The 21,898-nt window shown below is 63.2% G+C and carries 19 protein-coding genes and 2 pseudogenes; 10 read left to right on the top strand and 11 right to left on the bottom strand.

Going from position 1 to position 21,898, the window contains the following annotated elements:
* Positions 1 to 33: 33 nt before the first annotated feature.
* The 4 genes and pseudogenes from IPM84_02300 to IPM84_02315 form a co-directional block, all read right to left on the bottom strand.
* Complete coding sequence (locus IPM84_02300; GenBank protein ID MBK9091606.1) at positions 34 to 276, bottom strand: tail fiber protein; 243 nt, start codon at positions 274 to 276, stop codon at positions 34 to 36.
* A 118-nt stretch (positions 277 to 394) separates the two neighbouring features.
* Positions 395 to 640 (bottom strand): tail fiber protein, encoded by a 246-nt coding sequence (locus IPM84_02305; GenBank protein ID MBK9091607.1) that lies wholly within the window; start codon positions 638 to 640, stop codon positions 395 to 397.
* Positions 641 to 686: 46 nt separating this feature from the next.
* Complete coding sequence (locus IPM84_02310; GenBank protein MBK9091608.1) at positions 687 to 929, bottom strand: tail fiber protein; 243 nt, start codon at positions 927 to 929, stop codon at positions 687 to 689.
* A 90-nt stretch (positions 930 to 1,019) separates the two neighbouring features.
* Positions 1,020 to 3,139, bottom strand: a pseudogene (locus IPM84_02315) (TIGR03960 family B12-binding radical SAM protein).
* Positions 3,140 to 3,443: 304 nt separating this feature from the next.
* On the opposite strand from IPM84_02315, the gene IPM84_02320 reads away from it, so the two are divergent.
* From IPM84_02320 to IPM84_02330, 3 genes are all read left to right on the top strand, one after another.
* Positions 3,444 to 4,361 (top strand): metallophosphoesterase, encoded by a 918-nt coding sequence (locus tag IPM84_02320; protein ID MBK9091609.1) that lies wholly within the window; start codon positions 3,444 to 3,446, stop codon positions 4,359 to 4,361.
* A gap of 263 nt (positions 4,362 to 4,624) precedes the next feature.
* Positions 4,625 to 5,227, top strand: a complete 603-nt coding sequence (locus tag IPM84_02325) for a Uma2 family endonuclease (GenBank protein MBK9091610.1) — start codon at positions 4,625 to 4,627, stop codon at positions 5,225 to 5,227.
* Positions 5,228 to 5,392: an AbrB/MazE/SpoVT family DNA-binding domain-containing protein gene (locus IPM84_02330; protein MBK9091611.1), complete on the top strand. Its 165-nt coding sequence runs from the start codon at positions 5,228 to 5,230 to the stop codon at positions 5,390 to 5,392. It abuts the gene before it with no gap.
* On the opposite strand, the pseudogene IPM84_02335 reads toward IPM84_02330, so the two are convergent.
* Positions 5,370 to 5,651, bottom strand: a pseudogene (locus tag IPM84_02335) (glutathione S-transferase N-terminal domain-containing protein). The gene IPM84_02330 and the pseudogene IPM84_02335 overlap by 23 nt on opposite strands.
* A 178-nt stretch (positions 5,652 to 5,829) precedes the next feature.
* On the opposite strand from IPM84_02335, the gene IPM84_02340 reads away from it, so the two are divergent.
* The 7 genes from IPM84_02340 to IPM84_02370 all read left to right on the top strand — a co-directional run bounded on the left by IPM84_02340 (position 5,830) and on the right by IPM84_02370 (position 12,343).
* Entirely contained in the window at positions 5,830 to 6,114 is a 285-nt protein-coding gene (locus IPM84_02340; GenBank protein MBK9091612.1) for a BrnT family toxin, read from the top strand.
* Between the two features lie 4 nt (positions 6,115 to 6,118).
* On the top strand, positions 6,119 to 6,370 hold the full coding sequence (locus IPM84_02345; GenBank protein ID MBK9091613.1) for a hypothetical protein: 252 nt from the start codon (positions 6,119 to 6,121) through the stop codon (positions 6,368 to 6,370).
* Positions 6,371 to 6,615: 245 nt separating this feature from the next.
* Positions 6,616 to 7,686 (top strand): DnaJ domain-containing protein, encoded by a 1,071-nt coding sequence (locus tag IPM84_02350; GenBank protein ID MBK9091614.1) that lies wholly within the window; start codon positions 6,616 to 6,618, stop codon positions 7,684 to 7,686.
* A 78-nt stretch (positions 7,687 to 7,764) separates the two neighbouring features.
* Positions 7,765 to 8,757: a hypothetical protein gene (locus IPM84_02355; GenBank protein ID MBK9091615.1), complete on the top strand. Its 993-nt coding sequence runs from the start codon at positions 7,765 to 7,767 to the stop codon at positions 8,755 to 8,757.
* 130 nt (positions 8,758 to 8,887) lie between these two features.
* A complete protein-coding gene (locus IPM84_02360) occupies positions 8,888 to 10,231 on the top strand; it encodes an adenylosuccinate synthetase (protein MBK9091616.1) in 1,344 nt (447 codons plus the stop codon).
* 108 nt (positions 10,232 to 10,339) lie between these two features.
* Positions 10,340 to 11,284, top strand: a complete 945-nt coding sequence (locus tag IPM84_02365; GenBank protein MBK9091617.1) for an alkaline phosphatase family protein — start codon at positions 10,340 to 10,342, stop codon at positions 11,282 to 11,284.
* A gap of 141 nt (positions 11,285 to 11,425) precedes the next feature.
* Complete coding sequence (locus IPM84_02370) at positions 11,426 to 12,343, top strand: hypothetical protein (GenBank protein ID MBK9091618.1); 918 nt, start codon at positions 11,426 to 11,428, stop codon at positions 12,341 to 12,343.
* Between the two features lie 1,304 nt (positions 12,344 to 13,647).
* Here IPM84_02370 and IPM84_02375 read toward each other — a convergent pair.
* From IPM84_02375 to IPM84_02400, 6 genes are all read right to left on the bottom strand, one after another.
* Positions 13,648 to 15,102, bottom strand: a complete 1,455-nt coding sequence (locus tag IPM84_02375; protein MBK9091619.1) for a DUF2029 domain-containing protein — start codon at positions 15,100 to 15,102, stop codon at positions 13,648 to 13,650.
* Positions 15,083 to 17,179 (bottom strand): hypothetical protein, encoded by a 2,097-nt coding sequence (locus IPM84_02380; protein MBK9091620.1) that lies wholly within the window; start codon positions 17,177 to 17,179, stop codon positions 15,083 to 15,085. Before IPM84_02380 ends, IPM84_02375 begins: the two co-directional genes overlap by 20 nt.
* Positions 17,176 to 18,780 (bottom strand): hypothetical protein, encoded by a 1,605-nt coding sequence (locus IPM84_02385; GenBank protein MBK9091621.1) that lies wholly within the window; start codon positions 18,778 to 18,780, stop codon positions 17,176 to 17,178. Before IPM84_02385 ends, IPM84_02380 begins: the two co-directional genes overlap by 4 nt.
* Positions 18,777 to 19,934 (bottom strand): glycosyltransferase family 4 protein, encoded by a 1,158-nt coding sequence (locus IPM84_02390; GenBank protein MBK9091622.1) that lies wholly within the window; start codon positions 19,932 to 19,934, stop codon positions 18,777 to 18,779. The genes IPM84_02385 and IPM84_02390 overlap by 4 nt, the downstream gene beginning before the upstream one ends.
* Positions 19,935 to 19,953: 19 nt before the next feature.
* Positions 19,954 to 20,265: a hypothetical protein gene (locus IPM84_02395; GenBank protein MBK9091623.1), complete on the bottom strand. Its 312-nt coding sequence runs from the start codon at positions 20,263 to 20,265 to the stop codon at positions 19,954 to 19,956.
* Positions 20,266 to 20,351: 86 nt separating this feature from the next.
* Complete coding sequence (locus IPM84_02400; GenBank protein ID MBK9091624.1) at positions 20,352 to 21,854, bottom strand: B12-binding domain-containing radical SAM protein; 1,503 nt, start codon at positions 21,852 to 21,854, stop codon at positions 20,352 to 20,354.
* Positions 21,855 to 21,898 lie beyond the last annotated feature (44 nt).

Genomic DNA, 21,898 nt, shown 5'->3' on the forward strand with positions numbered 1-21,898 from the left:
TCCTATGGAAACGAGCGCTGCCAAACGCCAAAATCATGGTCGCGGCGGGAAGATACCCTGGAGAGCGATGTAGTAGCCTGTGTTCGGGATGGGCGCTTTGTTGCGCAAGTCAGGCAGCGCGAAGGTCGTCTTGCCGTCGCCGCCAAAATTAGTGCCTAACAGCGAGAACAAGGCTGTATTTTGACTGATGGGCAGCAATTGGCCCGCGCAGGGCGCCCAGTACTCGGGCGCGAAGTTATAAGGGAATAATTCGATCTGACCGATAAACGATTCCATGTGAGTCTCCTTTGCTCATGCGCTGGTGCCCATGAGCCATTTTCATCCGCAACGGTGAGCCTGTGGCTCATAGACAACTCCTGGTGGGTCGCAGGTTTCTGGGTGGTGATCTGCCACGCTACGAGCGAGATGGGAAAATGCCGTAAATGGCGATGCAGTAGTGCGAGTCGGGGGTAGGCTCTTTACCGCGCAGGTCCGGTAGGGCGAAGGTTGTCTGTCCGTCGCCGCCAAAGGTGGTTCCGATCAACGAGTAGAGGGCTTCGTTTTCGCTGATCTGCAGCAGCTGGCCCTCGCACAGCGCCCAGTTTTGCGGGGCAAAGGTGAAGGGCAGCAATTCGATCTGACCAATATATGGTCGGTACATGGGTAACTCCTTTCGGTTGAACGGTTCTTAACAGAACTACTTTCCGTCAATTCCTGCTCGGGAAAATTCCCTGCAGGGCGATGCAATACTGGGTGGATGACACGGGTTTTTTGCCGCGCAAATCCGGCAGGGCGAAGGTCGTACGGCCATCGCCCCCAAAATTGGTGCCGAGAAGCGCGAACAAGGCCGGGTTCTGGTTGACGGGCAGCAGTTGACCTGCACAAGGCGCCCAATAGAGCGGGGCAAAGTCGAAGGCGAACAACGTGATCTGACCGAGGAACGGTTCCATGAATGTCTCCTTGGAATCAATGGGATGTTTCGATGCCGGATCAGTATAGCTATGCTGATGGTTGGAAGTAAAGTGGTAAATCTTCCGAATTCAAGAACATAAAACTACTCCGAATCGAGACCCACTCACCCCCGTCGCAGCGCAACCATCGGCCGCGGCCGTCAGCCGCTGACCGACGGTGCCGCCGGCCAATTGTGGCACGCGCGGGCCGAACGTCGCGGCCAGGTCCGGGCTCATATCGGGGTTGATGTAGAGCGGGATGGGCATGACACTCACGGGTTGATTGTGCTGCGCCTGCTTGCCCAGCGCCGGGCAGCCCCAGGCTTCCTCGTCCGTCGCGCGGCGCTGTTCCTTGAACTGACCCAGGATGCCGCAGCTAAAGCAGTGATCCCTGCAGTCGTCAATCACCGCGCCGACCTGGCTGTGGCGATACTCCTGAATCAGGAATTCCTTGTTCAGGCCCAGACTGATGTGATCCCAGGGCAGCACTTCATCCGTGCTGCGTTCGCGTCGCGCATACCAATCCGGGTCCAGCCCCTGCTCGGCAAAGGCCTGCATCCAGACGTCGTCGCGGAACTGATCGCCCCAGGCATCGAACTTGGCGCCGAGCTGCCAGGCGCGCTCGATGACATCGGCCAGGCGCCGGTCGCCGCGGCTGAGGTAGGCTTCCATGAGGGTTTCGCGCGGATTGTTCCAGTTGAAATGAAAACCAACGCCGCGCAGGCTGTCCTGCAAATAGGCGATCTGGCGGCGCACCGTCTCCTCGGCCTCTAACGGCACCCACTGGAAGGGCGTGTGCGGCTTGGGCACCAGCGTGCTGACGCCCACGCGCACCTTCGCCTTGCGGCCGATCAGGCGGCGGCCCACGCGCATCACCGCCCAGGCCAGGTCGGCAATGGCCTTCACATCTTCATCGGTCTGCGTCGGATGGCCGATCATGAAGTACATCTTGATCGTGGTCCAGCCGCGGCTGAACACCTCTTCAGCCGTCTGGAGCAGTTCGTCGGTGGCAATCGGCTTGTTGATGACATCGCGCAGGCGGTCGGTCGCGGCTTCGGGCGCAAAGGTGAAGCCGCTGCGCCGGCGCCCTTTTTCCAGCAGGTTCATCAAGTCCACGGAGAACGATTCGATGCGCAGGCTGGGCAGGCCGATGCTCAGCTTGTCCGCGCCGTGCTTGTCTACCACCGCTTTGACCAGCTCACTAATGTGGGTGTAATCGCTGGAGCTAAGCGAGAGGAACGAGACTTCCTCGAAGCCACAGCTCGCAATCATCTTGTCCACCGCCTCCAACACTTCCTGCACTGGCCGCTCGCGCACCGGGCGATAGGCCATGCCCGCGTGGCAGAAACGGCAGCCGCGCGTGCAGCCGCGCTGAATTTCAATCGCGGCGCGGTTATGCACCACATCCAGGTAGGGCACGATGAAATCGGTGGTGGGCGGCGGCAGCGTCGCCACGATGCGCTTGGTCACCACCGGCGGCGCCACATCGGCAAATTCTGGCCGCAGCGTGGTGGCGATCAGCGCGCCGTCGGGGTGATAGGTGGCTTCGTAAAACGAAGGAATGTACACGCCGGGGATGCGCGCCACGCGGCGCAGCAGGTCGGTGCGCGTGACGGCGGCGGGGTTGACCTGGCGTGCGCGTTTCCAGGTCTGCTGGGCGCGCATGATCTCCAGGATGACCTCTTCGCCCTCGCCGATCAGAAACGCGTCTATGAACGGCCACATCGGCTCCGGGTTGGTGCCCGCGCTGCCGCCCGCCAGGATCAACGGATCGTCCGCGCTGCGATCGGCGGTGCGCAGCGGGATGCCGGCCAGGTCCAGGCAGTTGAGCGTATTGGTGAACAGTTGCTCATAAGGCAGGCCAAAGCCGATCATGTCGAAATCGCGCAGGGGGTGGCGCGTCTCCAGGCTGAAGAGCGGCATGGACTTCCTGGCGCATGAGCGCTTCCATGTCCACCCAGGGCGCGTACGCTCGTTCGGCCAGCATATCAGGCTGGCGGTTGACGATGTCGTAGAGCAGCATCAGGCCCAGGTTGGACATGCCCAGTTCGTAGGTGTCAGGGAAAGGTCAGGGCCAGGCGCATAGGGATCGCGTCCCAGTCTTTGATCACGCTGTTGTGCTCGCCGCCGGTGTAGCGGGGCGGCTTTTGCACCTTCCAGAGGATACGATCGAGGCGCGCGCTGATGCGCGCCGGAGTCCAGGTGTTCATGTTATTTTCTCCTACGTCTGCCCGGTCAAGCCGGGGCGGGGTTGGTACCCGCTGCAATCGAGGGTTGGTTCAAGATGCAGATGGCTGCGGCGCTGATTCTACCACAATCAGGCATGTCTAACCAATAGCGGAGCACGAAGGCACGTAGCGTTTGGAGCACGAAGTCGCGAAGCAGCGCGAAGGGCGCGAAGCGCGAAGGGCGCGAAGCGCGAAGGGGTCGCGCTATGTCTTGCCACGCGGCAGCAGGCGATGTACAATCCACCTGGGTGGGTATGACGATGAAGGATAACGGAGGCAAACTACCATGTCAGACACAGACAAGATCACCTGGATCATCGGCGACATTCACGGCATGTATGACCCTTTAGCCGCGCTGGTGAGCCACTTGGATAACGAACGACTCGCTAAATTTGTGTTCGTCGGTGACTACATTGATCACGGGCCATCCTCCAAAGAGGTCTTGGACCTGGTCATGGGGCTGGGAGACCGCGCCATTCCACTGATGGGTAATCATGAGCACTTGCTGCTGCAAACACTCTATGATGCACGCCATCGGGAACACTTCGGCAAGCGAATCTGGCTGGAGAATGGCGCCCAAAGCACGATAACCTCGTTTGGCTGCAAGAGTTTTGAAGAATTCGAGGCCAAGATTGATGAAAAATACACCGGGTTCTTACGCGGCCTGAAGTTGTTTCACGTCGAGCCTCTGCTCAGTGGAGAGGCCAACCTGAACGTCTTGATTACCCATGCCGGTGTGATGCTCCGCGTGTCGCTCGCGGAACAACTGGCCGCCAACAACTATGCCGATTTCAACCAACTTATCACGAAAGAGCGCATCTGGATCGAGGATTCGTCGGTCTGGATCAGAGAAGATTTCTTCGGGGGTAATCCGGACCACTGGAAAGGCCACCTCATCATCCACGGGCACACGCCGACCCACCTGCTCAACCATTTTGCCAAAGACTTTCCGATTGACGCTGAACGCCACTTCCTCTTCCTGAGAAAGCATCCCAAAAACGAAACTGTCGTCTCGATCGGACTGGACACGGGGGCAGCTTTTGGCAATCGTTTGACGGCACTGGGCGTAGCTCAGGATCAGCTTCGAGGGGACACCTTGCCCAAGCTGACCCTCTACGTGGCTCAACTCGACATCAAGCGCGGGTATTATCGCCAGCAGCCGATCACCCTGAGCACGCTGACGGTACCGTGTAACGTGGCTTGAAACCTAAAAGTGAAATCCAACGATGGCCGGCGGGCAAGCGCGTGACCCGCGGAATGGGGCGCCGAAACGATCGCGGCGCCGAGGTGCTTGGAGCACGTAGCGTTTGGAGCACGAAGTCGCGAAGCAGAGCGAATGGCGCGAAGCGCGAAGGGCACGAAGGGGTTGCGCTATGTCTTGCCTCGCGGCGGCAGGCGATGTAGAATCTGCGGCACTGGCAGAACCACGAGGGGATGACCCTTAAAATGGGGTGAATGAAGAATGGTATGACGGCGTTACTCAAATTCCGTTGGACTCCAGAAACCTACCTGGCGCACGAGCGAACCGCCGCCACCAAGAGCGAGTATCTCGCGGGTGAGATTTTTGCGATGGCCGGCGCCAGTGAAGCTCACAATCTGATCGTGACGAACCTGATTGCGTGCCTGCGTCCGCAGCTGCGCGCCCGTGGCTGTAAGATATATCCGAGCGACATGCGCATCAAGATCAGCGCCACTGGTCTCTATACCTATCCCGATCTGACCATCGTTTGTGGTCCGGCTCGCTTTGATGACAAGCAGCACGATGTCTTGCTGAATCCAACCGTGCTCTGTGAGGTTCTTTCGCCGGCGACTGAAGCCTATGATCGCGGCAAGAAATTCGAGCACTATCGCCGGCTGCGCTCATTGACCGAATACCTGTTGATTGCACAGGATGTCAGCCATGTCGAGCATTACGTCCGTCAGCCGGATGATCGCTGGCTGCTCACCGAAGTGAGGGAGACGCAGGATGTCATCACCCTGTCATCAGTGGGTTGTCGCGTTGCCTTGGCTGATGTCTACGAGCAGGTTGAGATTCCCGCCGGCCGGCTTGGTAGTTGGATCCAGCACTGAATGATGACATCTATCACCAAACGTTGGCAAACCGTTATCCCTGCGCCAATTCGTAAACGTCATGCGATCCGCGAAGGGGATTACCTGGTATGGCTGGATGACGGCGAGACGATCAAGGTGATCCCCGTTCCGGCCGATCCTGTTACACTTCGGCAGTCTTGCTGATCATCTGACTCAACTTCCGAATGAGTTGGACATTCGCCGGCTCCACCAGCACCTCGCCATCAGGAAACACGATCGTGGGGACACTGCGATAACCTCAATTGAGCTGCTGCACCCATTCCGCGGCGTCCACGTCCTGGTCAATGTCTACATACTGGTAAGGAACGTTTAGTCGCTTGAACACCTGCGTCGCCCGCCAACAATCACCACACCACGCTGTCCCATACAACACAATCTGCTGCGCCGGTGCTTCGTTTCCCATTGAGTTCTCCTTTCGCTCAAATTCTATCATGAAGAAGCGCATCCGTCACAACCTGACGCCCCGGACAAGAATTGGTCAAGGTGTACGTCACATTTCGCCCCAATTGCACTGATGGACACGCGATGAATAATCGGGTATAATCTTACGTGAGCAATTCCATGCACAAGGTGAGACAGCCGTGCAAATCATTGACATCCTGTGGCTTCCGGATATCGTCGAAAAACTAGCGAGTAAGCATGGCATTGAATCGGCCGAGGTCGAAGAGTTATTTGCAGGCCGACCTCAATTTCGACGCATTCAGCGAGGTAAAATACACGGCGAAGATCTGTACTCAACAATGGGACGAACCGGGTCGGGTCGTTATGTGATCGTCTATTTCATTCGCAAGTCAAGCGGCACGGCCCTGGTCATCAGCGCCCGTGACATGGACTCGGGAGAACGAAAACAATATGGACGCAAATAAGACGATGGATCTAATCCCTGAAGAATTCGAGAGCCTGGAAGCTGCCGCTGAGTTCTGGGATACGCACAGCTTGGCCGACTATTGGGGTCAAACTGTGGCAGTGCATTTCGATGTCGAGCTACAGCGCCGTGTTTTCCTGGTGCCGCTGGAATGGAGTCTGGCCAATCGTTTGATGGCGGCCGCACGCCGGCAAGGTCTCACAGCCGAGACGTTGGCCAACCTTTGGTTGAACGAACACTTACAGCAGGTGGCGTGAGATCGTCTTTACCGCCACTCTACGGCCCTGATTCTTCCTGACACTTCCCACATGCTTCACCACGAACGCTGTCCCCAATAGGCCTGCCTGCAGCAGGGCGCCCTGACCGCCTCACGCTGATCCGCGTCATCCATCCAAACCTTCGCTGGAACGTCACAAACCCTGCATATGGAATTTGACTTAGTGTATTTTTTACACTATAATAATAGTGTAGATTTGACACTAAAAGTGTGAAGGAAACTACCGTGAACCAGGCGTTGTCCGAGTTGTTGCAGCAGTTGCGCGCGGCTACCCGCGTTCAGGAGGTCTTTGGCGCCGCGCATCTGACCTCGGCGCAGGCGCTGAAACGACGCTACCGCGCCCTGGCCGGCCAGGCTCACCCCGATCATCACCCGAATGACGCGGCGGCCGCCAACGAGGCGTTCAAGCGGCTGCAGGACTGGTACGAGATGGCGCAGCGGTATGCGGCGGCCGCTGACCCCGCCGCGCCGCTCATCGCAGCGACCAGTCGCCTGCACCGCTATCGCGGGGACCAGCCGCCGCTGAGCGGCGACCTGTGCGATCTCTATCCGGCCCTGGCCGACGGCGCGCCGGTTCTGCTCAAAGTGGCGCGGCAGCCAGCCAACCACGATCTGCTGCGCGTGGAAGCGGCGACGCTGGCGCGCCTGGCGCGGGAGCTGGACGGTCAGCCTGTCGCTGCGCACTTCCCCACGTTGATCGAACATTTCCTGCTGCGCGGCGGCGACGGCGCCTTGCGCCATGTCAACGTCCTGCGCCAGGAGGTTGGTTACGTGACTCTCGCGGCCGTGCAGGGAGCCTTTCCCGGCGGGCTCTCCCTGGCCGATGCGGCCTGGATGTTCAACCGCATCCTGGCGGCCCTGGGTGTCATCCACGGGCTGGGGCTGGTTCACGGCGCGCTGACACCTGCGCACGTGTTGGTGCGGCCGGCCGATCACAACGGGCTGCTGCTCGATTGGTGCTATTGTGTGCCGATGGGCCAGCCGATCAAGGCAATCTCTCCGGCCTATGCCGCCGATTATGCGCCGGAGATCGAAGCACGTCAGCCGGCCACCCCCGCCACCGACCTGTTCATGGCCGCGCGCTGCCTGCTGCACCTGCTGGGCGGTCAAAACAATCCTGATGACCTGCCGATTGGTGTTCCGCCGGCCATTCGCGCCTTGCTGCGCGCCTGCCTCATCCCCTCGCCCCAGCGCCGGGTCAGCGTGGCCTGGGAGCTTTTCGACGATTTCCAGGACATCTTGCAGCAGACTTACGGGGCGCGCACGTTTCGACCGTTTCACATGCCGTCAGCGTAGGGCAAACTGGCCGTTTGCCCCAACTTGCCAATAAACGGACTTGCGACAGATCGAGAAAGGATCAGAAAGGACAATCTCATGGGATACTCGAATTGGAGTGACGCCGCCTATCAGTCGCGGCAGGGCTATCGGCAACAAACACAGCAAACCGCGTTCACCTACGATCAGCAGGTGCGCGCAACAGGCATCGTGCAGATTCACGATCAGATGAACCCTTTCGGCAAGATGCGCGAGAGCCGCGACAGCGATCAGCATCCGGATTCGGTTGCCATCGCCGTCCTCTTCGACGTGACCGGTTCGATGGGCAGTGTGCCCCGCGTCCTGCAAACCAAGCTGGGCAAGCTGATGCGCGTGCTGGTGCAGCGCGGCTACGTCGCGCATCCGCAGGTCCTCTTCGGCGCAATTGGCGACGCCAACTGCGACAAGATTCCATTGCAAATCGGGCAGTTCGAGTCCGGCCTGGAGATGGATGACGACCTGGGCAAAATTTACCTGGAAGGCGGCGGCGGCGGCCAGGTGCATGAGACCTACGAGCTGGGACTGTACTTCATGGCCCGCCACACCGCCATGGACTGCTATGACCGGCGCGGCCACAAGGGCTATCTCTTCACCATCGGCGACGAGAAGCCCTATCCGGCCGTGCGGCGCAGCCAGGTGCAACATCTGATCGGCGATCACCTGCTGCTGCGCATTCCGACCGAGGCGTTGGTGGCCGAAGTACAGAAGCGTTACGAATACTTCCACATCATCCCCACCAACACGTCGCATGGCAGCAGCGCGGAGGTGCAGGCGCGCTGGCGAACGCTGCTTGGCGAGCGCGTACTGCTGTTGGACGACGAGGCGGCCGTGTGCGAAACCATCGCCCTCGCCGTCGGCCTGTGCGAAGGCACGCTGGACAGTCTCGACACGGCCGGCCAGGACATGCAGAGCGCCGGCTACGATCCCGGCGCGACCGCGGTCGCCATGACGGCGCTCACCCGTTACGCGGCGTCGCGGCCGTCAACCCCGGCCGTCATCACCGGCGTTTTACCGGCGATCAAGCACGCGCTGCCCGACGGCCGCTTGATCTAGGCAATTGAGTCGCCTGCCTGACCGGACGGCGCTAACGCAGGGGGGCGTGATCTGTCGCAGAGAGCGCCGTCACGCCGGAGGCGTGACCTACGGTTGAGGGGACGTTATTTTCGCAGCGGGAGAGATCATCATGCAGCAAGCCATTCTGACGGTGGATCTGGGCTTTGGCGATGCGGGCAAAGGCTCGATCGTAGACTACCTGACGCGGCAACACGACGCGCACACCGTGGTGCGCTACAACGGCGGCGCCCAGGCCGGCCACCGTGTGGTGACGCCAGGCGCTGCCGGCCAGGCGCACGTCTTCGCCCAGTTCGGCAGCGGCACGCTGGCCGGCGCGGCCACGCACCTGTCGCGCTTCATGCTGCTGGACCCGTTGGCGATGATGGTCGAAGCGCAGCACCTGCACGAACTGGGCGTGCCCGATCCGTTCGCTCACACCACCATCGACGCGCGCGCCCTGGTCATCACCCCGTTCCAGCGCGCCGCCAACCGCCTGAAGGAGTTGAGCCGGGGCGCGGGGCGCCACGGCAGTTGCGGCATGGGCATCGGTGAAACGCAGGCCGACGCCCTGGCTTTTGGCGAGCGTGTGCTGCGCGTGGGCGACCTGGCCCGGCCCGATGTCCTGCACGATAAACTGCAGTTTCTGCGCGCCGTCAACCTGGCGAAGGCGCCGTTCTTCAGCGACGAACGCCGCGCCGACGCACAAGTCGCCGCGGAATGGGACATGCTGACCGCGGCCGATTGGGCCGACTGGCTGCTGCCAACCTACGCCGATTTTGCGGCGACGGCGCAGATCGTGCCCGGCGGCCATCTCCACGCCATTCTGCGCCAGCCCGGCGCGGTCATCTTCGAAGGCGCGCAAGGCGTGCTGCTGGACGAATGGCGCGGCTTTCACCCGCACACCACCTGGAGCACCACCACGCTGGCAAACGCCGATCAACTGCTGGGCGAAGCCGCCTACGCCGGCCGCGTCACACGCCTGGGCATCACCCGCGCCTACGCCACGCGTCACGGCGCCGGGCCGTTGGTCAGCGGGGATGACAGCCTGACCCGCGCCCTGCCCGATGTCGCCAACGGATTTGGCGCCTGGCAGCGTGACTTTCGCAGCGGCTGGCTCGATCTGGTGATGCTGCGTTACGCGCGGGATGTGGTCGGCCCGCTCGACGCGCTGGCGGTCACCTGCCTCGATCGCCTGGCTGAGCTGCCGGCCATTCAGGTGTGCGATCATTACCGCAGCGGCGACGCCATCATCGAACGGCTGACCCCTGCGCCGGCCCCCTACGATCTCGATTATCAGGCCGCCTTGACGCAGACCCTGGCGCGCTGCCGACCCGTTCTGACGTCGGTGACAGACGGCGACGCCTTGCTGGCTTTGGCGAGCGCCGCGTTGGGCGTCCCCATCGGCCTGGTCTCATTCGGGCCTACCGCCGCAGACAAGCAAAGCGTGAGAAAGAGCGTGAGGGGGATGGGATAGACTGGCGGACTGGCTGCAGGCGAGACGCCCGCGCTCCCGGACTTCCAGCCTGTTGCGTTCTCGGTCGGTCAATTGGCGCACGCGCGCTTTTGGGCTATAATCGGCCCCATGCCAGCCAACAGACAGACCGCCGCCCGGCGGATCATTTTTCTCTTTCTCGATGGCGTCGGCCTGGGAAGCGACGACCCGGCCGTCAATCCGCTGGCACGCGCCCATCTACCCACGCTGTCCAATTTGCTCGCCGGCGCACCGCTGACCGCGTCCAGCGGGCGGGTCACCACGTCGGACGCTTCCCTGACCCCGCTCGACGCCACGCTCGGTGTGCCGGGCCGGCCGCAGAGCGCCACCGGCCAGGCTACGCTGTTGACCGGCCGCAATGTGCCCCAACTGGTCGGCGAACATTACGGCCCGCGGCCACATGCGCCCGTGCGCACCATCGTGCAGGCGGGCACCCTGCTGAGCCAGGTACGCGACGCTGGCAAACGCTTCATCTTCGTCAACGCCTATCCCCCCGGCTATTTCGAGGTGGTGAACCGGGGCAAACGCGTGCTGTCGGTCATGCCGCTGGCAGCCGTCTCGGCCGGGCAGGCGCTCTTGACGCATGAAGATTTGCTGGCCGGCCGCGGCTTCTCGGCCGATTTCACCAACGAGGGCTGGCGCACGCACCTCAGCTTCGCCGATGCTCCGCTGCTGACACCGGAACAGGCCGGACGCAACCTGGCCGCGCTGGCGCAAGCGTTCGATTTTGTTCTATTCGAGCATTGGCTGACCGATGTGCAGGGGCATAGGCAGGAGATGGACGCGGCCGTAGCCAACCTGGAGGCGTTCGATGGCTTTCTGGGTGGACTCATCGCAGCCAGTGACCTGGCGCAGACCCTGATCGTGGTCACCAGCGATCATGGCAATGTGGAAGACCTGGGCGTGCGGCAGCATACCATGAACGCCGTGCCCGGCCTATTCATCGGCGCCGACCACGCCGCCGTCGCCGCGCAGATGCATGACCTGACCGACCTGGCGCCCGCGCTGCGCCGCGCACTTGCGTTAACGGACTGAAGCACCGCCGGAGGGTGAAACCCGTCCGGCTACGAGATGCAAGCCCCAGTAAGGGCTACAAGACCGCACTTTGCACTCTGCGCTTTGCACTTCTGACAGACAGGTTGCTCTATGACAAACCAACTGAAAGTGGGCCTGCTCGTGGGCCGTGAACGTTCCTTTCCTGATGCCCTGATTGCCGAAATCAACCGGCGTAACCAGGGGGTGACGGCTGACTACGTCAGCGCCGGCGGGGTAACAATGGATGATCTGCTGGGCTATCGCGTGCTCGTGGATCGCATCTCGCACGATGTGCCATTCTACCAACCGCTACTCAAATACGCGGTCTTGCAGGGCACTTATGTCATCAACAACCCCTTCTGGCGCATCGCCGACGACAAGTTCTTCGGCACCGCGCTGGCGCACCGCCTGGGGGTCGCGGTTCCCAAGACCGTCGTCCTGCCCAATCACAGCCACAGCCCGGACGTGTCGAGTGAAAGCCTGCGCAACCTGATCTACCCGCTGGGCTGGGAACGCATCGTGAACTACGTGGGGCTACCCGCCATTCTCAAGCCTCACTGGGGCGGCGGCTGGCGCCATGTCCACCTGGTGCATGACATGGAGGAACTGTGGCGCGCGTATGACAACAGCGGCCGCCTGACCATGATCCTGCAAGAGTACATCCAGTGGGATCAGTACATTCGCTGCCTGTGCATCGGCCAGGACAACATCCTGCCGGTGCGCTGGGACCCCACCCGGCCCCATTTCGAGCGTTACGCGGGCGGCCACGAACCGTTGGCGCCGGAATTGCACGGCCGCGTGGTGGCCGATGCGCGTGCGTTGAATCAAGCCCTGGGCTATGACATGAACACGGTCGAATTTGCCGTGCGCGACGGCATCCCCTACGCGATTGACTTCATGAACTCCGCGCCCGATTTCGACATCACCTCGCTCACGGTGATCTACTTCGACTGGGTGGTCAACGCGATGGCCGACCTGATCATCGCCAAAGCCCTGGCGCCAGCCGGTGGGGCGCCCATGCGTTGGGATGCACTCCTGCGTGGCGAGAGCCGCGCCTGAGATATCGCAGGCCGCGGGCGAATTCCTCGTGGCCCCCCCAAAGCAGGAGGAAAAATGTCGCTGCAAGCAGCCATTGATTTCTGGCATGAGTTGCTGGCCGCCGATCCGCTGACGACGTGGGAACAGTTTCAATCCGCCACGCAGACCGATCGGCTCTATTTCGGCACGCGTCCCGTTTGCTCGGTCCTGCGTCCGCATTTCCTTTCCCCGCGGGCCTACAGCTACCTGGTGGAAGCGTCGCGCATCGTGCGCGGCGCGTTGGGCAAGGCCTACGACTATCTGTTGACCCACGATGCCTTGCGCGCCAGTCTGGGAGTCAGCAGCCAGGAGGATGCCCTGCTCGCCCTGGAACCGACGCGTGGGCCTGGCGACTACAGCGGGCGCCTGGACGCGTTCTATCTCGCCGACGCCGTGCCGGCAGCCGGCCAGCATCCCACGCTCAACTTCGTCGAGTACAACGCGGAAAGTCCCGGCGGCCTGGCTTTTGGCGAATCGCTCAGCGCCATTTTCCGCGGCCTTCCGCTGTTCGCCGCCTTTGCTCAGCACTACCAGGTGACCTCCTTCGCCCCGCGCCCGCGCATCCTGGCTGAACTGCTGGCCGGCTATCGTGCGTGGGGCGGCCAGGGTAAGCCGCGCATCGCCATCGTGGACTGGCGCGGCGTGCGCACCTACCGCGAGTTCGAGCTGTGCCAGGACTACTTCCGCAGCCAGGGCTACGACGTCGGCATCTTCGACCCCGACGAGTTGGAGCAAGCCCCCGACGGCCGCCTGACCGCGGGCGACTTTGCCATTGACCTGGTCTACAAGCGCGTGGTCACGTTGGAACTGCTGGCAAAGTATGGCACGGAGCATCCGCTGATGCGAGCCGTCGGCCAACACACCGTCTGCATGGTGAATTCCTTCAACGCGGTGCTGCTCTTCAACAAAGGCCTCTTCGCTCTGCTCAGCGACAGCGCCTTTCCGCTCGACCTCAGCCCGGTCGAGCGCCTGGTGATTCGACGCCATCTGCCCTGGACGCGGCTGTTGGTGGATGGCCCCACAAAGGTGGACGGCCGCACCGTGGATCTGCTCGCCTACGCCGCGGCCAATCGAGACAGCCTGGTCATCAAACCGACGAATGACTACGGCGGGCGCGGCGTCATCCTGGGCTGGGAGTGTGACCAGGCCGCCTGGGATGCCGCGCTCAGCGCCGGGCTGCAGACGCCGGCCATCGTGCAAAAGCGTGTGCCTGTGCCGCAGGCGAACTTCCCCAGCATCGTAGACGGCCGGCTTGACCTCTCCCCGCGCCTGGTGGATGTGGACCCCTACGTCTGGGGCTGTGCCGACATCGCGGGGGGCGGCGTCCGCCTCAGCACCAGTTCACTGCTCAACGTCAGCGCCGGCGACGGATCCGCCGCGCCGCTGTTTGTGATCGAGCCGGTGATGCGCGGCCTCGCCTCAACCCCCGACCCCTTCTCCTCTCCGCACAATGGAGAGGAGAAGGGGGGAAGAGGGCGGCTGTTTACCTGATCTCTGACCTCCGCTCTCCGCCCCAACAGCCATCCCCACAGCGCATACGCTCCGTACACCCGCGGATAGGCCAGCAAGGCCCACCAGCCGGCGCTGAGCTGTGGTGATTGATAAGGCCAGGGGGCGCTGAGCAGCAGGGCGGCCAGCGCCAAGAGCGCCCACTGTGACCAGGGTAAGCGCGCCGTCCACGCCCACCAGGCAGCGATGAGCAGCGCGGGCAGGATCAGCGTGTAATGATAGCCTTCGCCCAGCGGTGCGTTCGCGATCGCCAGGGATAGCAGCAGCGCCAGGCTCAGCACGCGCCCGGCGTGGTCAGTCCCCAGCATCCGTTGCCCCCGTGCGGTGATTACCAACGTGGTCATCTGCACCGTCAGTGTGAGCGCCGTGGCCAGCGCAGGCAGATGAGCCACCGGCGCCGGGCTGAAGGGCGGCGCGGCGACGAACAGATGGCCGAACAGACTGGTGATGGTCTGATAGCCGGTGGCGTAGCGATCGGGCATCGTGAAGAGCAAGGGCATCTGATTTAGATAAGCACGCCAGGGCGCAAGGCCGAGATAGAACAGGCTGAGCAATGCCACGGCCGCGGCCGTGATCCCTCCCCATAACAGAATTTGCCAGCGGCGCGCCAGCGCCAGCAGCGGCCACAGCCAGATCACGGCCGTCTTGAAAATCAACAGCAGGCCCAACATCACGCCGCCCAGCGCGTAGGCGCGTGGCCGCGCCGGCCCGGTTGCCAGCGCCCACAGCGCCAGGCACAGCCAAACCAGCAGCCAGAGGTACATCTGTCCCTGGCGTAAATTCTCATACACGGGGCGATACAACAGGCACAGAGGGGCAATCCACAGGCCTGCCCGCGCCGGCCAGCGCACGGCCCGCGCCAGCAGCATGAGGCTGACGACCAGGAAGCCCAGGTTGAGCAGCAGCCAGACCAGTCGAGCCGTGGGATAGGGCAGCCAGACCAACGGCGCCAGCAGCAGGCTGCCCGGCGGCGGCTGGTTCTTGAATACTTCGCGCACGCCGGGCGCGGTCAACAGAACCACTTGCGGTCCGTACCAGGCTTCGTCATAGGCCAACGCCAACTGCTCTGGCGTGTAGACCGCGATGTGACCGATGGTGTAGTACCCGGCAAAGCCGTCGGTATGCAATCGCGCCAGCGGCCGCACAACGGTCAGCGCAAAGAACAGCAGCGCCAGCAGAGCCAGACCTGTGGCAAGGTGTGTTAGCCAGCGATCATTCCGTTGATCGAGCATCACGCGGCCCTCTCAAGAGATCCGGGCGGTTGGGAAACGGGTTGGACGAATCAACCAGGGGCAGGGCCAGCCATAGAACCACCAGCGGTGTCACATGCGTCAGTAGGCGATCAATCGAATTGCTGACGTGCTGCCAGTAGGGCTGATAGTCCGAAAAGACAAACCCCAGGCTGACCAGGGCGATGTAGATGGCCGGCATGAGCAGCCAGAGATCAGGCCAGGCCAGCCGGCGCGCCGCGCCCGGCGCTTGTCCACGCGGCCAGATGACCCGCGCCAGCACCAGCAGCGCCGCCAGCGGCCACGCGTAGCTCCCGCGCGCGCCGGCCAGCGCGGCCCCTACCTGGCGCAGGATGGTGGGCAGGCGATGGGCGTTGGTCTGCCAGGCGGCCCAGGTCACTGGGACAAAGGCGTCGTTCAGCACGGGGTGGGCGCGCAGGAAAAGTTGCCAGGGCACATTGATAACCAACGCCGCCGCCAACAACGCGCCGACAGCCGGCCAGATCGGTCGTTGCTGTGCCTGCGCCCAACGCCCGTACAGACTCAGCAGTAACAGAACTGCAACCGACGCCAGCCACAGCAGCAATCCCTCGTTTTTTGTCCACGGCAGCAGGCCTGCGGCCAGCGCTGCAATCCAAAGCGCGCCGGCCGCCTCGCCTTGCAGCCAGGCCACCAGGTAGAGGCCGGCCACGGTGGCGAAGAGCGCCAGCGGCACATCGCTGAGCACCGCGCCGGTCCAGGTTGCCAGGTTGGGCAGCAGGGCGATGGCCGTCACAGTCGCCAGGACGATCAGGCGTGGGGCGCTCCGTCGTTGCAAGGCCGCGGCACAGAGGCCGAGCAGGGCGAGATAGTGAAGAACCGATAGCACGCCCACCAGGCGGTCATCGGCCGCGCCCAGCCAGCCGTAGAGCCAGGCCTGGCTCAGCGGCGCCAGCAGCGGATAGCCGAGCAGAGTGACGGCGCGGGAGGGGTCCGCATAGACCGCGGCCGAGACATGACCATCCAGAAAGATGATGCGTGACTTCATACCCCAGGTCACCCAACTATCCCAGATGCGCAGGGGCGCGCCGCAGGCCGCCAACACCAGCGCCGCGATTTGGAAAACCAGGAGAGCCGACAAAAAGATAGCGATGACGTGAGTCCAACGCCCGCGCGGCGGAGGGCTGTAGAGGCGCACGGCGGCTGGCCTGGCGCGCCTGGCAATCCATGCCCAGGCGCGCCAGGCCAGGATGGCAACGGCGGCCAGCGTCAGCCACTGAATTTGTCCGGCAAGGGTCACGCTCAGGCGGTCGAGCGACCACATACCGAACGAGACCGCGCCCACGCCCAGCGCCCAGGCCAGGGACAGCATCTCCAGGTCGCTGGCGCGATAGCCCAGCCAGGCTGCGGGCTGCAAGGCGCCTAATCCGAGCAACCAGATGACGGCCAGGGCCAGCGGCAGCGCGGCCAGGGAGGGGCTGCGCTGCGTCGGGCTGGCAGGCCGGCCTAGTGGATTTGGCGGGCCGGTGTCCACGCTGAGCAGATAACCTTGATCCCAGGAAGCCAGTTTATGGCCCCAGGGCAGATCGAGGGCCGGGCTGTCCATCGGTTGAAAAACCAGGATGTGCGTGGCCTGGCGATCGCGGGCGACGGCTTGCACGGCCGGCGCGGTCAGCGGCGCTGAGATCCACCAGCGCGATTCCCAGGCGCCGTCCGCGGGCGCGGGCGTCAGCCACCAGACGCTGCGCGGCGCCAGGAAGTAGAGCGCACGGTGAAACAACGTGTATTCGAGGCGACGGGCATCGCGGCCGGGGGTGACGAGTAAAACACGCGCACTGGGCGGAAGCAAAGCATCAGTCTCACGCAGCAGGTCGTAGGGTGCGTCGCCGAGCAAGGCGCGATACTGGGCGTCCGGCTGGTTCCACAAGCGCAACAGAGGAAGAACAGGGCGCACCAGCAGCTCGAATTGAGCCGGCTGCTGCAACAGGCCGCTGAGCAGGACGATCGTCAACGCCAGGCCAGACCAGGCCGCAAGCGGCATCGCCTGGATGCGCGCCAGCAAGCGCACGGTCGTCGGCCTTACTTGAATCTGCGGCTTCATGGCTGCACCCAGTAGATGTCGAGCGCGCCGTAAGTCGCATCCGCGATGGACGCGACGCGACGGCCGTGATGCTGCGCCAACCAGGCGTTCAACTCAACCTCTTGTTCAGGATGGTGCGCGAAATAGTCACGCAGATGCGCGTCGAGCAGGATGACCGTCGGCGCCGCCCGGCTGAGCGCCGCGCCAAACGTCAGCGGCGGCGAGGTGTAGACCGGATCGGCCCACAAGATGGGCACGGCAAACGAATGGTAATCGTAGTCCTCCAGGCCCAACCAATAGTTGTGCAAGCCCAGGACACGGCCCCCGGACGGGAGCCATTGGCGCACCTGTTGGATGAAGGCCGGGTAGGGCGTGGTCTGAGCCGCGGCCGTTTCCAGCGCGGCCAGCCGCGTGACCCCTTCGACGCCAACAGCGAGCAGGAGCGCGACCAGGAGCCAACGCGTGGCGCGCAGGCCAAGGCGAGCCGTTGCCAGCCTGTCCCACAAGGCCACACTGCCCCAGGCCAGCGTCAGGCACCAGACCGGCGTGAAGAGCACCAGGTAGTTGGGCAGCTTGAGGAAGATCAACAGCGCCATCAGCGCGGGCAAGAGCACCGTGGGCAGCAGAAGCGCGCGCGCGGCGAAGTCATGCCGGCGCCAGGAACGCCGCATCAGGGCCAGGGCGGCCGCCGGTAGACCGAGCAGGTGCAGCCAGGCGCCGATGCGCGCCAGGCGAGGCAGGAGATCATCCGGCAACCAGAGAGCGTAGCGCAGCGGCTCCTGGCGCAGATTGTTCAGGTACCAGCGCCAGTCGAGCAGTCGGAAGCGTTCGCCGTAGAAACTGGTTTGTGCGCGCCAGGCGGGGAGATCGGCCAAGACGTAGGGCAGGTAGAGCAGCCAGGGAATGAGAAAGCCGGCCAGCAGCCAGATTGCGCGCCTCAGCCGGCCGGGTGACGGCGTCCAGAGGGTCAAGATCAAGAGCACCGGCAGCCAGAAGGCGCCGTAGAGATGGCCCAGGCTGGCGAGGGCGGTCAGCAGGCCGGCCAGCAGATAACCGAAGACCGCGCCGCGCTTTGATCCTGTAGGCCGGGCTGTGGTGCGCCAGAAGACGTACCAGGCGGCCAGGCCAAAAACCGGCACCGTCATGTCGTAGCGAGCGATGCGCGCCGTATCCAGGAGCGGAATGCCAGTGAGGCGAAATGGGCCGGCGCTATTCAGCCGCAGGAGCAGAAGCAAGATCAGCGCCAGCAGCCCCACGCGCCGATCGCGAAAGAGGGCTTGCGCCAGGGTCGCGGTGAGCGCCAGCGTCAGCAGGCCCAGGGCCACCGGTTCCAGGCGGGTTTGCAGCAGGCCAATGCCGGCCATGCGGTAGATGACGGCCAGCAGCAGGGGGTGCAGCGGCAGGTAGCCGTAGTAATGCCGATCCATGTCATAGAGACCGGCAAACAGGTCGCTGCCAAAAATACCGGTCGTCGCCAGCTTCCAGCCGGTGGAGGCCTGCCAGGGCTCGTCCTCGTAGACCGGCGGCGCCACAGTCAGATGGCGCAGTGAAATCAGCCAGAAGGCGAGCAGGAGAACGACCAGGATGGCCCGTCTCGTCCCTGGCGAGATGGCCGTGGTCATCTCGCCCCGTCGGGTTGGCGGCCTGCCCGGCGCCGGCGCAGCGATTGGTAAATGTTCAAGGCCTGGCGTCCCACCGCGGGAATGCTCAAATGGGCGTCAAAGAAGTCAGTCACGGCCGCCCGCGGAGGCTCCAGGGGGCGCTGCGCACACGAAACCAACGCCGCGGCCAGGGCGCGGCTGTCGTCAGGCGGCCAAAGCGCGCCCAACGCGCCGTTGTTGGTCAGCACACGGAATGAAGGAATGTCGGTGACGATGGGCACGACGCCGCAGGCCAGGGCGTCCAACAGCGCGTACCCCGTGCTCTCATGATGACTGCCCTGCACGAAAAAATCGGCGCTGTTGTAGTAAGGCTCGATGTCCGCGCGCGGCAGGTTGCCCAGAAGTTCGACGGTTTCTCGCAGGGCCGGGCGTTGGGCGATGCGCGCCCGCACCGCCGGCAGCAGGTCGGCGAAACGAAAGGCCATGTAGAGCCGCGCCGTGGGCAAATGGGCCAACGCCAGCTCGAAACCATCCAGGATGGTCAGCGGGTCTTTGTTGGCGTCCAGGTTGCCGGCCCAGAACAGCACGGGATCGCCGGTCAGGCCGGTGATGGCACGCGCCTCTGCTCGCGGCCGCGTGCGAAAATCGCTCGTGCCTTCCATGATCTCGAAAACGGGTTGGGTAGGGTGGATGATGCCGGCCGCCTGCCAGGGTTGGGCCAGGGCCAGGGCTGTGAAGAGGAATCCGTCGCACGACCGCAGCGCCAGGCGCTGCGCCGCGCCGCGGGGACCTGTCCACGGGCGCTCGGCATGGTGCTGAACGACCAATGGGCAGGTGCGCGGTAAGCGTTGGCGCAAGGCCCAGGTTTGCAGGGGAAACAACAGGCCGTTGACATGAACGACGTCGGGGCGCGCCTGCGTCACTGCACCGTGTAAGCGCCGCGGGATCTGCCAGGCGCGGGGATGAGGGCCAAGCCCATCGTTGACGAAGAGGTAAGTGACACCCCGGCGGTGGCGCTGCGCGTCCAGGGCGGTGGCCTGCACCACCGTGACCTGCGCGCCGGCCAGCGCCAGCCCGTCCGCCCAACTGACCAGGCTGAAGTAGCGATCGAGCAGCTCGTCCGGATTCTGCAAATCAGGCGCGCAGGCGTAGTTGACGATAACCAGGTGCGTCACAACTGCAGGCCAGGAATGCTCACGATTCCGAGAGTCGCTTCTCAGGCCGGTACAGGTTCTGCCATTCGATCAGATTTTTCGCCGTCCTCAGGCCTTGCTGCAATGCACGCAAAACATCCACATCTTCGATCTTGTAGACTTCTGGCAAAACACTCACAGCCTCGAAGCCGAACTTCAACTCCAGGCCTAACGCAATGCCTGTCAACAAGCCCTGGCGGAGGCCGATCTCTTCGCCCTGCTGAATGCCTTCCAGCCTGCCAGTCTCATAGCCGCGCTTCATGCCAATACGTTCGATACTGGTAATGTAGGTCATATGCTGTGCTTCGTCCATCGGCGCCTCGCTGAATCTATTTGGTGGTATGCACCCCTATTTTACGTCAAATGCGCACGCTGTCAAGGTCAGATTTCGAGAGGCAGCTAGAATCCCGATGTCTCCGGGCGCTGATAGCGGATGCGCCTTTGCACGGCCTCCAGTTCGAAGGGCCAGCGGTAGACGCGCAGGCTGTAGCGCCAACCGCTCAGGGCCTTGAGAACCGGACGCCAAAGGGGGCTGCGCAAACGACGGTCGGTAGTCGTCGGGTAATAGGCGTTGAGCACGGTCTCGAAGTTACGCATCAGCTCGCGATCGTTGTGCTTGAACCACGGCGTGTCTGCGCTGCGGCGCAGTTGCACGCGCACCCATTTGGGGTCCGCCCACTCGTCCAGGGTCTGCGGAAAAGCAAAGCCAGACTGCTCGGCCGCCAGCCACATCTCGCCCGCCAACGGCACGGGGTCGTAGCGGTACATGATGATCTCCACGGCCGGATTGATCTCTTTGATCTTGCGAATGAACTCGATGCCACGCTCGATATCCTTGTGCGGATCGGGCGGATTGCCCAGGATGAAGCTGAACTCCGGCACGATGTCGTACTTGGCTGCGCGTGCAGCCAGGGCCAGCGTCTTGTCCGCGGTCAGCGTGCCGCCCTTGTTCATCTTCTTGAGCGTCTCATCGTCGGCGCTCTCCGCGCCCATGAAGACCATCTTCAGACCGCTGTCGCGCAACAACCGCCAGGTGCGGTCGCTAAATTTGAGCATGGTATCAATGCGCCCTTCGCCCCACCAGGCCAGGAGCAAATCACGACGCAGCAGGTTCTCAGCGTACGCGGCGGTCCGGCTCTCGCTGGTGAAGAAGTTGTTGTCATGAAACTCCAGGGCGTTGATGTGCCATTTGTCCATAAAATACTGCGTCAACTCGCCCAGGCGCTCGGCGCTTTCTGGCAGCCACTTGCCTTCGGCCATGTTGACCACCGCGCAGAAGTTGCAGAAGAACGGGCAGCCAAAACTGCTGTGATGGCTCAGGGTGCGCGTGCCCAGGTGCGTGCGGTTGACGTAGCGCTCCACCGGAACCTTGTGGTAGGGATACCAGGGCAAGTCGTTCGGGTGATGGGGCGGCCGCGGGGGGGTATGAATCACCTGACCGTCGCGGGCAAAGGCCAGCCCGGCCACGGTGGTTGGATCGCCGCCCTGCTCCAGGGTGTCCAGCAGGGCCGGCAGCGTATCTTCGCCCGCGCTGAGCACCACGTAATCAATGGCCGGATCGTTGGCGCAGGTGTTCGGATGATTGGTGGGAAAATAGCCGCCCACAATGATGGTCAGGTCCGGACAGGCCGTCTTGATGCGCTTGATGTCCGGCACCGCCTGCTGCAGTTGCGGGCCGGGCATGATGGTCACGCCCAGGTAACGGATGCCCTCGCGGCGCACGCGTTCGATGATCTCGCCCGCGCGATCTCGTTCCTGGTCGAGATTGCCATCCACGATCTCATACGGATAGCGCCCTTCCAACAGGGTGCCCAGTTGCAGCAGGGAATGAGGCAGGCGATGATAGCCCGGCTTGGCGACTTTCGGGTTATACAGTAGGATCAGCGGTGTTTCAGATGTCATCTCGTGTTACTCCCAACGGAGGTGAATGGGCACAAAGCCCCTCT

The organism is Candidatus Amarolinea dominans (genome assembly GCA_016719785.1).
In the GTDB taxonomy this organism is placed as follows: domain Bacteria; phylum Chloroflexota; class Anaerolineae; order SSC4; family Amarolineaceae; genus Amarolinea; species Amarolinea dominans.

What these genes read in the sequence shown, in the direction of transcription:
- IPM84_02300 (MBK9091606.1), bottom strand. Translation starts at nt 276, where the DNA reads ATGGAATCGTTTATCGGTCAGATCGAATTATTCCCTTATAACTTCGCG.
- IPM84_02305 (MBK9091607.1), bottom strand. Translation starts at nt 640, where the DNA reads ATGTACCGACCATATATTGGTCAGATCGAATTGCTGCCCTTCACCTTT.
- IPM84_02310 (MBK9091608.1), bottom strand. Translation starts at nt 929, where the DNA reads ATGGAACCGTTCCTCGGTCAGATCACGTTGTTCGCCTTCGACTTTGCC.
- IPM84_02320 (MBK9091609.1), top strand. Translation starts at nt 3,444, where the DNA reads ATGTCAGACACAGACAAGATCACCTGGATCATCGGCGACATTCACGGC.
- IPM84_02325 (MBK9091610.1), top strand. Translation starts at nt 4,625, where the DNA reads ATGACGGCGTTACTCAAATTCCGTTGGACTCCAGAAACCTACCTGGCG.
- IPM84_02330 (MBK9091611.1), top strand. Translation starts at nt 5,228, where the DNA reads ATGATGACATCTATCACCAAACGTTGGCAAACCGTTATCCCTGCGCCA.
- IPM84_02345 (MBK9091613.1), top strand. Translation starts at nt 6,119, where the DNA reads ATGGATCTAATCCCTGAAGAATTCGAGAGCCTGGAAGCTGCCGCTGAG.
- IPM84_02355 (MBK9091615.1), top strand. Translation starts at nt 7,765, where the DNA reads ATGGGATACTCGAATTGGAGTGACGCCGCCTATCAGTCGCGGCAGGGC.
- IPM84_02360 (MBK9091616.1), top strand. Translation starts at nt 8,888, where the DNA reads ATGCAGCAAGCCATTCTGACGGTGGATCTGGGCTTTGGCGATGCGGGC.
- IPM84_02365 (MBK9091617.1), top strand. Translation starts at nt 10,340, where the DNA reads ATGCCAGCCAACAGACAGACCGCCGCCCGGCGGATCATTTTTCTCTTT.
- IPM84_02375 (MBK9091619.1), bottom strand. Translation starts at nt 15,102, where the DNA reads ATGCTCGATCAACGGAATGATCGCTGGCTAACACACCTTGCCACAGGT.
- IPM84_02380 (MBK9091620.1), bottom strand. Translation starts at nt 17,179, where the DNA reads ATGAAGCCGCAGATTCAAGTAAGGCCGACGACCGTGCGCTTGCTGGCG.
- IPM84_02385 (MBK9091621.1), bottom strand. Translation starts at nt 18,780, where the DNA reads ATGACCACGGCCATCTCGCCAGGGACGAGACGGGCCATCCTGGTCGTT.
- IPM84_02395 (MBK9091623.1), bottom strand. Translation starts at nt 20,265, where the DNA reads ATGGACGAAGCACAGCATATGACCTACATTACCAGTATCGAACGTATT.
- IPM84_02400 (MBK9091624.1), bottom strand. Translation starts at nt 21,854, where the DNA reads ATGACATCTGAAACACCGCTGATCCTACTGTATAACCCGAAAGTCGCC.